The following is a 12,831-nucleotide window of genomic DNA, read 5'->3' as shown; positions in this document are numbered from 1 at the left end:
GGTCCGCGTCCTGGTCCGTCAGCGATCCTCCGCGCCGGTGACGGCTGTCGGCGGGCGACCGGCCGCGGCGGGGGCCGTGGATTCCTCCGGGCGGTCCAACGCGGGCGTGATCAGGGGATCGGCGAGCAGCGCCGGGACCAGGCGGTGCAGGGCGGCGACCGCCCGTGCGACCGCGTCCCGGACGGGTGCGCTCAGTCCGGGGGCGATGTCCTCGTCGCCGCGCGGCAGCTCCCCGGGCTCGCAGGCGAGCACGAGGACGCGGGGCAGGGCCTCCCCGCCGAGATGGGCGGCGAGCGCGAGCACCTTCGCCGGGTCCATGCCGTGTGCCTCGGGCGGGGCCGCCGGGCGGCCGTCGGGGAGCGCGGGCTCGACGAGGGACAGGGTGCCGGGCCGCTCGCCGCGTACGGCCGCGTCCACGAGGACGACCACCGACCAGCCGTCGAGCAGGGTGTAGGCGAGGTCCATGCCCCGGATGCCGAAGTCCCGGACCCGCGCCCCGGGCGGCAGCGGACGCGCGTCCAGGGCTCGGATCACCTCCGGGCCGAAGGCGTCGTCGCCGAGGAAGATGTTGCCGACGCCCGCCACCAGCAGCCGCGTCACCGGGCACCGCCCGGGACCTTGCGGACGAAGTCGGAGCGCAGGGCGTGGTAGGCGGCGTCCGGGTCGCAGAACACGGCGTGCATCCGGGCGAGTTCGTCCCTGCGGTACTCGGCGAGCGGCCGTTCCTCCTCGTCGGCCCGGCGCGCCGCGGCCTTGGCGGCGATCCTGCGGTCGAGATCCGGAGTGCCCGCGAGCTCGGCCGCCAGTCGTTCGACCTCGGCGGTGAAGCCCTCTGCGGGGACCGGCAGCAGCCGGTCGACGAGCCCGGTCCGGGCGGCCGTCGCGGCGCTCACCGGCCGGGCCTCCTCCGTCAGCCGCCGGGCGGTGTCCGCGCCGGCGCGGCGCGGCAGCGAGTACGTCCAGAACTCGGAGCCGTACAGGCCCATCCGCCGGTAGTGCGGGTTGAGGACGGCACCGGCCCGGCACCAGACCTCGTCGGCGGCGAGGGCGAGCATGGCACCGCCGGCCGCCGCGTTGCCGCCGAGCGCGGCCACGACGAGCCGGTCGTCGGTCCGCAGCACGGCCTCGACCAGGTCGTCCATGGCGTCGAGGTTGGTCCGGGACTCCTCGGCGGGGTCCGCGGCGGCCTCGATGACGTTGAGATGGATCCCGTTGGAGAAGAAGTCGCGCCGGCCGCCGAGCACCACGACCCGGGTGGGCCGGTCGAGGGCGTACCGGTAGGCGGCGAGCAGGCGCCGGCAGTGGTCGGTGCTCATCGCGCCGCCGGGGAAGGAGAAGCCGACGAGGCCGACGTCGCCGAGCTGCCGGTAGCGGATGTCGGTCCAGGTGCGGCGGTCCGCGGGCAGTTCGAGCGGGGCGGGGCTCTCGGGGAGGGCCGGGGTGGCGAGGCCGTCGTTGGCGGGGCGGGCCAGGACGTCGGTGGCGGGGCGGCGGAAGGGGGCCGGGTCGCCGGAGTTCTTGCGGGGGCGCAGTTCCGGGATCCAGACGGCGCCGTCGCGGGTGGCCCGGCAGACCGCGCCCGCCCGGGTCGCGAGCAGCTCACCGGGTGCTCCGCGCAGTCGGTCCTCGGGGTGGCCGCCGTGCAGGAACACCTCACGCCCGAGGAGTTCGTCCAGCACCCCGGGCTGTGAGTCGGCCCCGCGCAGCTTGCGCAGCACCGTCGCGGTGTCGTCGGCCGCCCAGTCGATCCGCCGCCGCCGCTGCCGGAAGACGTCACGCCAGACGACCCGCCCGTGGATGGCGGGGTCGCTCTGCGGCCGTGGTTTGTAGGAGCCGTCGGCGTACCGTCGTACGGCCCGGTGGACGGCGGTGAGGGCGGCGTCGGCGGCCTCGTTGCGGTAGAGGTCGCTCTTGCCGACCGGCGCCACCGGGAACGGCTCGCTCGCCCAGACCGCGCCCGCGTCCATGGCCGCCTCGGCCTGGAGCACGGTCACCCCCCACTCGGCCGCCCGGCCGGCGATGGCCCAGTCGAGGGAGGAGGGGCCCCGGTCGCCGAGCGGTCCGGGATGGACGATCAGGCAGGTGTGCCGCTGCCAGACGTCCTCGGGGAGTGCCGTCCTCAGCATCGGTGCGATGATCAGCTCCGGGCGCCGGTCCCGTACGGCGTGGCGGACGGCGTCGGGGTCGTGGCCGGCGAGGACGACGTCCACCCGGTGGCCGAGGTCGGACAGTTCGGCGTAGACCCGCTGGGACAGGCTGTTGAACGCACTGGCGACGAGCAGAATGTCCATGGTGCGGCATATTCGCCGCTTCAGCGGCTCCCGGAAAGGACCCGTGCGGCGTTTCGCCGGCCGTCCTGCGCCCGGCGGCCCTCCCCTGCCCGTGCCGGGCGCCCCTCCCCCGCCCGGAACGCCCACTCCATCCGGGGCTCCATCACCCATCGGAAGACCCGGCGCACCGGCGGTGTGCACAGCAGGGTCACCACCACGGCGGCGGTGAGGGTGGCGGTCAGCGCGCCCAGCGGGCCGTGCATCCAGGCCGGGGCGTACCAGTGGGCGGGCTTGGCGCCCTGTGCGACGAAGCCGTGCAGCAGATAGCCGTAGAGCGTGCCCGCGCCGAGGGCGGTGAACCAGGTGCGGCGGCCCGGCACCCAGGCGAGGAAGCAGGCGGCCAGCACCAGGGAGCAGCCGAAGGTGGCGAGGGTCATGACCGGCCCGTACCAGGCGGGCACGCCGAGCTGCTCGGCGCTGTCCCGGTGGAAGAACCAGCGGTAGCCCTGGTGCGGCACCGACCAGTAGGCCACGGCGAGGGCGCAGCCGACGACGGGCACGGCTGCCACGCGCACGCGCCGGCGGCGCAGCAGACCGAAGTGCTCCGGCCGCAGGCACAGGCCGAGCACGAAGTACGGCAGGAACTGCAGGACCCGCTGCAGGTCGAGGTCGTTGCCGATGGACGACGACAGGCTCGCGAGCATGGCGATCGCGAGCGCGACGGGCAGCGGCCACCGCAGCAGCCGCCAGACGGGCGTGGTCAGCCGCCAGACGAACAGGGCCGCCAGGAACCAGGTCAGATACAGCGGGTCCAGCAGGCTGATCTCGCGGTCCGGGGCGTGGTCGCTCCAGCGGGTGAAAAGGGTGTAGGCGACCTCGAACACCACATAGGGCACGACGACCCCGGTGACCAGCCGCCGGATCCGGGCCGGGCTCGCGTCGAAGCCGCGGGAGAAGTAGCCGGAGACGACGATGAACGCCGGCATGTGGAAGGCGTACACGAACGTGTAGAGCGCGGTGACGGTACGGCTGTCCGAGCGCAGCGGCTCCCAGGCGTGCCCGACGGCCACCAGCACGATCGCCAGGTACTTCGCGTTGTCGAAGTAGGCGTCGCGGCGGTCAGCCGGCGGACCGCCGCGCGTGGCAGGGCCCGGGCGGGGCGGCGGGGCCGGTGTGCGGTCCGCGGCGGGCGCGGACGACGTGTCGACTGCGGTTGCTGTTTCGCGGGAGCCGGACAGACCAGAACACCTCTCGTACGACATGCGCTCCGCAGAGCGACGGGGACCCGGGGGGGCGGGGGCGGTACTCCGGTCACGCTGCTCTCCGGATTCCAGCGGAGTAAACCCGTCATGCTGTTCGAATGCAAAGGGGGAAACGAGATCCGTCCGATGCACCCCCGGCCCGAAAATGGTTCCGCCCGTGTCGACCGATGCCTCTTTGGAGCGTGCCGCGTGACGTCGTCGGACCGTGTCTCCGCACGATTCGTGGACCTGCTGGACACCCGCCCGGAGACCCTGCGGGAAGCCGCGGAGGACTTCGGCCACCTGGTGAGCGCACCGCCGCTGGGCGTGCTGCGGCCCCGGTCGGCGGCCGAGGTCAGGGATGCGCTGGCGTATGCCGGGCCGCGCGGGATCCCGGTGGCGGCACGGGCCGGCGGTCACTCGATGTGCGGCCAGGGCCAGGCCCGCGGCGGGATCGTCCTCGACCTGCGCGAGCTGAGTGCGGTCGGGCCGGTGGCCGGGGACCGGGTGGAGGTCCGGGCGGGGGCGCTGTGGCGGGACGTGCTCGCGGCGACCCTGCCGTACGGGCTCACCCCGCCCGTGCTCACCGACTACCTCGGTGCCGGCGTCGGCGGCGTGCTCAGCGTGGGCGGGCTGGGCGGCGCCAGTCACCGGCACGGCCTGGTCGCGGACTCGGTGCTGGAGCTGGAGGTGGTGACCGGCGCCGGCGAGCACCTGGTCTGCTCGCCGGAACGCCACGGCGCCCTCTTCCACGCGGTCCTGGCCGGCCTGGGGCAGGTGGCCGTCATCGTCCGGGCCACCCTGCGCCTGTCCCCCGCACCGGCCCTGGTGCGCCGCTACTGCCTGTACTACCCCGACCTCGACGCCTACCTGGCCGACCAGCACCTGCTGGCGACGGACCGGCGCTTCGACTATCTCGAAGGCCAGGCCCGCCCCGCCGAGGACACCGCGGAGGACACCGGCGGCGGCTGGACCTACATGGTCGAGGCCGTGACCGCCCACCAGGGGCCGACCCCGCCCGACGACGAGGCCCTCCTCGGTGACCTCTCCTTCGCCGCCGCCGAGAGCACGGACCTCGGATACGCCGAGTTCGCGAACCGGGTCGCCGCCGACGAGGAGATCCTGCGCGCCACCGGCGAGTGGGGGCACCCGCATCCCTGGCTGAACCTGCTGCTCCCCGAGGACACCGCCGCGTCCGTCGTGACCGCCATCCTTGCCGACCCCGGCTTCCGGGACCTGCGCGCGGGCGGCCTGGTCCTGCTCTACCCCCTGCTCACCCGCACCCTGCGGGCCCCGCTGTTCCGCCGCCCGCGCGGTGAGGTCGTCCATCTGCTCGCCCTGTTGCGCACCGCGGCCCCCGGCACGGCCGACCCGATGGTGGCCGCCAACCGCACGGCGTACGCGTACGCGCGGGCCAAGGGGGCGGTCGCCTATCCGGCCAACGCGCTGCCGATGTCCCCCGCCGACTGGCGGGAGCACTACGGCAGCCAGTGGAGCACCCTCGCCAAGGCCAAGAGCGTCCACGACCCGCACGGCATCCTGGGCCGGGGGCACGGCCTGTGGGGACCGTCGTGAGGCGGCAGCGGACCGGAGCGCCGGCATCGGGTTCCGCCGGGGTGTCGATTCCGGCCGGCTCCGTTCGTCGGTGGGATGCAGGAAGCTCTTGAGGACCGGGAGGAACCATGAAGTACATGTTGCTGGTCTGCGGCGACGACACCGCCGACGCGTCCGGGATGGCGCCGGTGGAACCCTGGGTGGAGGAGCACGGTGTCCGCCGCGGGGTCCGGTTGTACGGCCACCGGCTGCAGCTGCCGGACCGGGCGGTCACCGTGCGGGTGCGCGACGGGGAGGTGCTGCGGACCGACGGGCCGTTCGCGGAGACGAAGGAGTACGTGGCCGGGTTCGACGTCGTCGACTGCGACAGCCTGGAGGAGGCCGTGCGGGTCGCCGCCGGGCACCCGGTGGCGACCATCGGGGCGATGGAGGTGCGCCCGTTCTGGGACGAGGGGCTCATGGAGGACGCCGAGACGGCCGTCCGCCGGATCGACGCCGAACTGACGGAGGCCGCCCGCGACCGGGACATCGACCGGATGACGGCCTGCTACGCGCCCGACGTGGAGGTCTTCGGGCCCGCCGGTGCAGAGGTGCAGTCCGGAATCGGCGCGCTGCGCAAGGCGGTCGAGGCGTGGTTCGCGACGCTGAGCGGGCCCGTGCACCGCGAGGTGCTCGAACTCCGCGTGCGCCCCGGGGAGGGCAGCACCTACAGCCACGCCCTCGTCCGGATCCACGGCACCCGGGTGACCGGGGAGCCCCTGGACCGGGTGGTGCGTGTGACCACCGGCTACCGGGACACCGGTTTCAGCTGGCTGATCGCCCATGAACACGTCTCGGTGCCGCTGGAGGCGAAGCCGTCATGAAGTACGTCATGTTCATCTGCACACCCGTGGGCGGTGCGGAGCTCAGCCCCGCCGAGATCGCCGAGGACCCGCGCTTCACCTCGTACATCCACGAGGTCCGTACCCGGGACGTCGTCAGGGGCGGTGCCCGGCTGCGGCCCGCCGCCGACGCGACGACCGTCCGGGTCCAGGGGGACGAAGTGCTGCTGAGCGACGGGCCGTTCGCCGAGACCAAGGAGTACATCGCGGGCTTCGACGTCATCGAGGTCGCCGACCTCGACGAGGCGATCACGCTGGCCTCCCGGCACCCCGCGGCGCTCGCCGGCGGCTCGGTAGAGGTACGGCCGGTCTGGGAGTGAGCACCACGGACGAGGTCGCGGAGGCCGTCGCCGCCGCCTTCCGCGCGGAGTGGGCCCAGGTCGTCGCCACCCTGATCCGGGTGACCGGCGACTGGGACCTCGCCGAGGAGTGCGCGCAGGACGCCTTCGCCCAGGCGCTGGAGCGGTGGCGGCGCGACGGCGTGCCGGGCCGCCCGGGCGCCTGGCTGACCACGACCGCCCGCAACCGCGCCCTGGACGTGCTGCGCAGAGAGGCGGTGGGGGCCCGGAAGCTGCGGGAGGCGGCGGTGCCGGCACGGGACGAGGGGCCGTACGACCCGGACCACGAGGGCGACGACAGCGGGGTGGCGGACGACCGGCTGCGGCTGGTCTTCACCTGCTGCCACCCGGCGCTGCCCATCGAGGCCCGGGTCGCCCTGACGCTGCGCACCCTGGCGGGGCTGACCACGCCGGAGATCGCCCGCGCCTTCCTCGTCCCCGAGGCGACGATGGCGCAGCGGCTGGTGCGGGCCAAGCGGAAGATCCGCAACGCCGGTATCCCGTACCGGGTACCGCCCGCGCATCTGCTGCCCGAACGCACGACGGGTGTCCTCGGCGTGCTCTACCTGCTGTTCAACGAGGGGTACGCGGCCACGGCCGGCGCCGGCCTGATGCGGACCGGCCTGTGCGCCGAGGCGATCCGGCTGGCCCGGCTGCTGGCCGGGCTGATGCCCGACGAACCGGAGGTCGTCGGGCTGCTCGCGCTTCTGCTGCTGCACGACGCCCGCCGGGACACCCGGGTGGACGCGGCCGGCGACCTGGTGACCCTGGAGGACCAGGACCGCACGGCCTGGGACCGCGCCGAGATCGACGAGGGCACCGCGCTCCTGGAGGGCGCGCTGCGCCGGGGCCGTCCCGGGCCCTACCAGATCCAGGCCGCCATCGCGGCCTGTCACACCACCGCACCGGCAGCCGCCGACACCGACTGGGCCGACATCGCCGGCCTCTACGGCGAGCTCCAGCGGTACGTCCCCTCGGCCGTGGTCCGGCTCAACCGCGCGGTCGCCGTGGGCATGGCCGAGGGCGGGGAGGCGGGGCTCGCCCTGGTGGCAGAGCTGGAGGCGAAGGACGACCTGGCCGACTACCACCTGCTCCCCGCGACCCGCGCCGACCTGCTGCGCCGCATGGGCCGTATGCGCGAGGCGGCCGACTCGTACGAGCGGGCACTGGAGTTGGTGGAGAACGCGGCCGAGCGCAGGTTCCTTGAGAAGCGGCTCGCGGAGTGCCGGTCGACGTAGGCGGCGGAGATCCGCCGCAGGCTTCGGCCGGAGGTCGCCCCACTGCGAATGCGGACGTCACCTGCAACGCGTCCCCGCGCTGACGGGCGCCTCCGGGCCGTCCTGGCGGGGACGGCCCGGAGCCCCGCACCCGGATCAGGCGCCGTCGCGCCGTCGCGCCTCCTGGGCGAGCGCCCTGAACTCCCGCCATTCCACCTGCGGCCGGGACAGGCCGCGGCGGTGCAGATAGCGGTCGGTGGCCCGCTTCGTGGTGCGGAGCACGCTCACCGCGTCGCTGACCCGGCCCGATCCCATCGGCTCCACCACCTTGGTGGGGACCAGCAGCAGGCCGGAGCCGCTCTCGCGCAGTTCGCCGCGTACGAGCGCGTTGTGCATGTGGTTGAGGCGTTCGTCGTGCCGGTGCACCAGCAGGGCGGCGGGGCCCGGAGCGGCCGGGCAGTCGGCCGGTACGTCCACGGCGAACCCCTCGCCCGCGGGCACCGGCCGGGTGCGGGCCAGCACCGGCGCCCCGGAGGCGTCGCGCGCGGCGAGCACCGCGGTCGGGAAGCGGGCGAGCTGCGCGGCGCCCACCAGGTCACCGGCCGCCGCCGCGGGTACGTCGGACACGTCGGACACGGGCAACGGCGGTCGTACGACGACCTGGTCGGGCGTCACGGTGATCAGCAGCCGCAGGTAGTACCAGTCCATCACCAGCCGCATCGGTGCCGTGACGTACGACCTGCTGTGCGGCTGCCGTTCGAACAGCATCCGCCAGTAGTCCTCGGCGCCCTGCGGCCCGGTCATGATCTCGTCGGGGCAGTCGGCGTGGCCGCCGACGAATATCTGCGGGGCCTTCTCCAGGCCGCTGCCGGTGGGGTCGGAGAAGAGCAGGGCGACGCGGCCGTCCCGGCGGATGTTCAGCGCCTTCTGCGCGAACGCCAGGGAGGTGCTGAGCAGCAGTGTCCCGTCCGGGCGGCGCCGCACAGCGGTCGGCCAGGCGAGCGGGGTGCCGTCCCGGCCCAGGGTGGCGAACTCGCAGGTCCGGTAGGCGTCCAGGACGTCGAGCGGGGCGGAGTCGAGGAGGGCCATGGTCTACTCTCCGTCCAGCGGGGCGCGCATGGTCCGGCAGTAGGCAGCGTACTGACGGCGTCCGACGGCCTGCCAGAGCAGCCGGCCGATCAGCGGGGCCTTGCCCAGGAAGAAGGCGCTCTCCTCGGGGGTGGCCTCCTCCAGGATCGCGCCGAGGGCCAGCAGGCGCTTGTTGTTCGGCAGCCCTTCCAGGCCGCGCTGTCCGACCAGTTCCCATTCCGGGACGGTCAGATGCTCGGCGATCAGCGGCAGCACCGAGCGTTCCTCCTCGTCGAGGTGGTCCAGGAGCGCGATCCGGTGCGCGTCCAGCGCCAGCGCCAGTTCCTCGCCGGGTATCCGGTCTCCGGACCGCTCCCACAGGGGCAGCCACTCGGTGACCGCCGCCAGGGTGCGGTCGATCGCCTCGTGCTGCTCCGTCATCCGCTCCACCAGCGCCTCGTCGTGCGCGGCCCGGGCCCGCAGCAGCGGCCAGATCAGCTCGTCCTCGGCGTGGTGATGGTGGTGCAGGCCGAGGGTGTAGTCGCGCAGGGCGGCGGCGACCCGTACCGCGCGGGCCCGGTCGCCGTCGGGCACCGCGCGCACCAGCCGGGGCAGCAGCGCCGACTCGCGGCGGAAGACCCGGTGGACCACGACCATTTCGTGGGTATGAGGACGCTCTGCGGTGGCGGAGGCGCCGTGACTGCTGTTGAGGGACACGCTTTCCTGCTCCAACGATCTGGTGTGTACGTCAGCCGCCCACCGTTGCCCAGCCCTCTTGGTGTCCGCTTGGCGACCGGCTTGGCGCCCGCCTCGGCGGCGGGACGACGGTCAGCCCGGCGGCCCCGTACAGCGCACGTTCAACATCTGTTGACAGGATCGATGCAGCGCTCGGGTAGATTCCCGCGCCGTGCTGCGTTTGCGAGTCCTGGGTCCGCTGAGTGCCGAAGTCGCCGGGAGAACCGTCGAGTTGGGTGCTCCGCGGCAGCGTGCCGTGCTGGGGCTGCTGGTCGCGGCCCGCGGCGGTGTCGTACCGGTCGACCGGATGACGGACGCGCTGTGGCGGGGCGAGCCGCCGGCCAAGGCCGCCGTGTCGCTGCACGCCTACCTGTCCAACCTACGCCGGACGCTGGAACCGGGGCGGCCGCCGCGGGCCCCGGCCACCGTCCTGGTCACCGCGGCGCCCGGATACGCCCTGCGGCTGGCCGGGGACGCGGTGGACGCCTGGCGGTTCGAGACCTGGATCGGGCGCGCCCGTACCGCCCCGCCCGAGGAGGCCCGGCGGCTGCTCGCCGAGGCGCTTGACTGGTGGCAGGGACCGGCCTTCGCCGAGCACGCGGACGAGGAGTGGGCCGCCGTCGAGGTGGCCCGGCTGACCGGGCTGCGCGCGGAGGCCCGGGAACTCGCCGTGGCCGCGGACCTGCGCACCGGCCGGGCGGCACAGGCCGCGGCCGACGCCGGGTCGCTCGTCCGGGACAGCCCGCTGCGCGAGGAGGGCTGGCGGCTGCTCGCCCTCGCCCACTGGGCCTGCAGCCGGCGGGCCGACGCCCTCGCCGCGCTGCGCCGGGCCACCGCCGTGCTGCGCGCCGAACTCGGCTGCGATCCCGGACCCGCCCTGCGGGAGCTGGAGCACGCCGTGCTCAACGGGCGGCTCGACGTGCTGCGTGCGGCCGTGCCCGAGGCCGAGCCCGTCGCCGAACTCGCCGCGCGCACCGGGCGCGGACTGTTCGTCGGCAGGGGCCCGGAACTGCGGAGCCTGGACGGGGCGGCCCGGGCCGCACGGCAGACGGGCGGCCTGGTGCTGGTCACGGGCGCGGCCGGGGCGGGCAAGTCCGCGTTCCTCGACCGGGCCGCCGCCGGGCTGCGGGAGGCGGGCTGGCGGGTGGTGATCGGGCGCTGCCCCGAGTACGAGGGCGCACCGCCCGCCTGGGCCTGGGTGGAGGCGCTCGGCGCGCTCGCCCGCGAGGTGCCCCCGGCCCGCCCGGAGGAGCTGGCGGTGCTGCTGCGGGAGCCGGAGAGCACGGCAGGCCCGACCCAGTCCGAGGCCACCGCCGGCCGCTTCCGCATGCACCGCGCCTTCGCCGCCTGGCTGCGCGACGCGGCCTCCCGGGCGCCCCTCGCCGTCCTGCTGGAGGACCTGCACCGGGCGGACGCCGAGACCCTCGCCCTGGTCGAGGCGGCGGCCGCCGTCACCGGGGTGCCCCTGCTCACCGTCGCCGGTTACCGGCCCACCGAGGTCGGCGAACACCTGCTCAAGACCCTCGCCCAGCTCGCCCCGGCCGCCCCGCACCGGATCACGCTCGGCGGCCTGACCCCGGAGGACACCGCCACCCTCGTCGACGCCGTCTGCGGGACGCCCGTGGATCCGGCGACCGTGACGGCGCTGGCCGAGCGCACCGGCGGCAATCCGTTCTACGTCCTGGAGAGCGCCCGTCTCCTGGCCGACGAGGGCGCCCTGGTCGCGGTCTCCGAGGTCCCCCAGGGCGTGCGTGACGTGCTGCGCCGGCGCCTCGCCCTGCTGCCCGCCGCCGCCCGGTCCGTCGTACAACTCACCGCCGTGCTGGGCCTGGAGGCCGAGGTCGCGCTGCTCGTGGACGCCGCCGAGGCGGACGAGGAACAGGTGCTGGAGGGCCTCGACGCGGCGCTGGCCGCCGGCCTGCTCGCCGAGCCCGGGCCGGGCCGCGTCCGGTTCGTGCACGCCCTGGTCCGGGACACCGTCTACGCCGACCTGTCCGGCGCCCGGCGCTCCCGGCTGCACGCCCGGGTCGCGCGCCTCCTGCGCCACCACCGTCCCGCCGAACTCGCCGCCCTGGCACATCACTTCGCGCACTCCGGCAGCGCGGCGGACGCCCCGCTCGCCGTGGACTACGCGCTGCGGGCGGCCGAGGCCGCCGAGCGGCGCTACGCCCACGACGTCGCCGTCGCCCTGATCCAGCAGGCGATCGACACCCACACGGCGACCACCGGCGACGACGCGCCGCCCGACCGGCTGATCGAGTTGCTGGTACGGCTGCTCGGGGCGCAGGTGCGGACCGGCGCCACGGACACGGCCCGGCGCACCCGGCAGCGCGCGGTGGAACTCGCCGAACAGGCCGACCGGGGCGACCTGGTCGCGGCCGTGTACGGGGTGTGGACCGAGCCCGCGGCCTGGCGCAGCCGCCTCGAAGGACGGTACGACCGGACCGCGCTGGCCCGTCTCGAAAGGCTCGCGGCCGATCCCGGCCTTGACGGCCCGACCCGGGCCCGGGTCCTGCAGGCCCTTGTCGACGCGGTCGCCGCCGAGGACCCGCCCCGGGCCCTGGAGGCGGCCCGCGACCAGCTGGCGCTCGCCCGCGCCGACGGCGAACCCTCCCTGATGGCCGCCGCGTTGATGACCTCGGCGCGGTTGCTGCCGCACGAGACCCGGACCGGCACCCGGCCGTCGCTCACCGCCGAACTGCGCGATCTCGCCCACGCCCACGACCTGCCCGCCTACCGCTGGGTCTGCGAGAACCTGGACGCGATGACCGCCGCCGCCCGCAACGACCCCGCGGCCGTGCAGCGGCACACCGCGGAGGGTCTGGTCCTCGCCCGCCGCTACCGCATGGTGTGGGCGCAGGGGCTCAGCGCCGCGACCTCCGCGATGCTGGCCACCGTGGCCGGGCGTTTCGAGGCGGCGGAGGCCGCCTACGCCGAGGCGGACGCCCTGCTGCAGCAGGTGGGCGCCCACCACGCCACCGGCGTGCGCGCGCTGGCGCTGATCAACATACGGCTCGTCCAGGGCCGGGCGGCCGAGATCGAGCCGGTGGTCCGTGCCGTGTACGAGTCCGCCGGTGCTCCGGTCGCGGTGGTCCGGGCGCTGGTCCTGGCCCGGCTGGGCAGGCTCGACGAGGCCCTGGCCGTACCCGTGTCCCCGGAGCCGCTGCAGGACCATCTCTACGGCCTGGAGCTCGACTTCCGCGCCCAGCTCGCCGTGCTCCACCGGGACCGCGACTCGGCGGCCGCCCTTCTCGGGCACCTGCTCCCGCTGCGGGACCAGCTGGCGGGCGCGGCGGGCGCGGTGTACGCGAGCCGTCCGCTCGCGCACGCCCTCGCCGACCTGCAGCGGCTTCTCGGTGAGGACCGGGCGGCGGCCGAGGGCTATGCGCTGGCCGAACGCACCGCGCACGCCTGGGGATCGGCCCACCTCGCGGCGAACGCCCGCCGGGCGGCGGCGGACCTGGCCGAGGCCCGGGCCGGCCGCCGCACCTTCGCGACCTGACGGCCCGGCACCGGGCCGCCTCCGT

Annotated in this window: 10 protein-coding genes; 5 read left to right on the top strand and 5 right to left on the bottom strand. The window is 75.3% G+C overall.

Annotated features, from left to right (window positions below; translation table 11 throughout):
• Positions 1–18: 18 nt before the first annotated feature.
• From SSP29_RS28215 to SSP29_RS56530, 3 genes are read right to left on the bottom strand one after another with little or no spacing between them, the layout of a single operon-like run.
• On the bottom strand, positions 19–600 hold the full coding sequence (locus SSP29_RS28215; protein WP_089103619.1) for a hydrogenase maturation protease: 582 nt from the start codon (positions 598–600) through the stop codon (positions 19–21).
• Positions 597–2,291, bottom strand: coding sequence for a hydrogenase maturation protein (locus tag SSP29_RS28210; protein ID WP_089103618.1), 1,695 nt, complete (start codon positions 2,289–2,291; stop codon positions 597–599). Before SSP29_RS28210 ends, SSP29_RS28215 begins: the two co-directional genes overlap by 4 nt.
• Before the next feature lie 20 nt (positions 2,292–2,311).
• Positions 2,312–3,532 (bottom strand): acyltransferase family protein, encoded by a 1,221-nt coding sequence (locus tag SSP29_RS56530; RefSeq protein WP_245883249.1) that lies wholly within the window; start codon positions 3,530–3,532, stop codon positions 2,312–2,314.
• Between the two features lie 189 nt (positions 3,533–3,721).
• On the opposite strand from SSP29_RS56530, the gene SSP29_RS28200 reads away from it, so the two are divergent.
• The 4 genes from SSP29_RS28200 to SSP29_RS28185 all read left to right on the top strand — a co-directional run bounded on the left by SSP29_RS28200 (position 3,722) and on the right by SSP29_RS28185 (position 7,522).
• A complete protein-coding gene (locus tag SSP29_RS28200) occupies positions 3,722–5,086 on the top strand; it encodes an FAD-binding protein (RefSeq protein ID WP_245883247.1) in 1,365 nt (454 codons plus the stop codon).
• Positions 5,087–5,193: 107 nt separating this feature from the next.
• Positions 5,194–5,928, top strand: coding sequence for a nuclear transport factor 2 family protein (locus SSP29_RS28195; protein ID WP_089103617.1), 735 nt, complete (start codon positions 5,194–5,196; stop codon positions 5,926–5,928).
• Entirely contained in the window at positions 5,925–6,266 is a 342-nt protein-coding gene (locus SSP29_RS56525; protein WP_089103616.1) for a YciI family protein, read from the top strand. The genes SSP29_RS28195 and SSP29_RS56525 overlap by 4 nt, the downstream gene beginning before the upstream one ends.
• Complete coding sequence (locus SSP29_RS28185) at positions 6,263–7,522, top strand: RNA polymerase sigma factor (RefSeq protein WP_089103615.1); 1,260 nt, start codon at positions 6,263–6,265, stop codon at positions 7,520–7,522. The genes SSP29_RS56525 and SSP29_RS28185 overlap by 4 nt, the downstream gene beginning before the upstream one ends.
• A 135-nt stretch (positions 7,523–7,657) precedes the next feature.
• Here SSP29_RS28185 and SSP29_RS28180 read toward each other — a convergent pair whose 3' ends face one another.
• Together SSP29_RS28180 and SSP29_RS28175 are read right to left on the bottom strand one after the other, a co-directional pair.
• Positions 7,658–8,590 carry a pyridoxamine 5'-phosphate oxidase family protein gene (locus tag SSP29_RS28180; RefSeq protein ID WP_089103614.1) on the bottom strand — a complete coding sequence of 311 codons (933 nt, stop codon included), beginning with the start codon at positions 8,588–8,590 and terminating at the stop codon, positions 7,658–7,660.
• 3 nt (positions 8,591–8,593) lie between these two features.
• Positions 8,594–9,226, bottom strand: a complete 633-nt coding sequence (locus SSP29_RS28175) for a hemerythrin domain-containing protein (protein ID WP_089103613.1) — start codon at positions 9,224–9,226, stop codon at positions 8,594–8,596.
• A gap of 250 nt (positions 9,227–9,476) precedes the next feature.
• Here SSP29_RS28175 and SSP29_RS28170 point away from each other — a divergent pair, with 250 nt between their 5' ends.
• Positions 9,477–12,806 (top strand): ATP-binding protein, encoded by a 3,330-nt coding sequence (locus SSP29_RS28170; RefSeq protein ID WP_150135056.1) that lies wholly within the window; start codon positions 9,477–9,479, stop codon positions 12,804–12,806.
• Positions 12,807–12,831: the final 25 nt, after the last annotated feature.

The sequence above is a fragment of the Streptomyces hyaluromycini genome, assembly GCF_002217755.1.
Lineage (GTDB): Bacteria > Actinomycetota > Actinomycetes > Streptomycetales > Streptomycetaceae > Streptomyces > Streptomyces hyaluromycini.
The sequence above is the reverse complement of the archived record's forward strand: the minus strand, read 5'-3'. Positions and strand labels throughout refer to the sequence as shown.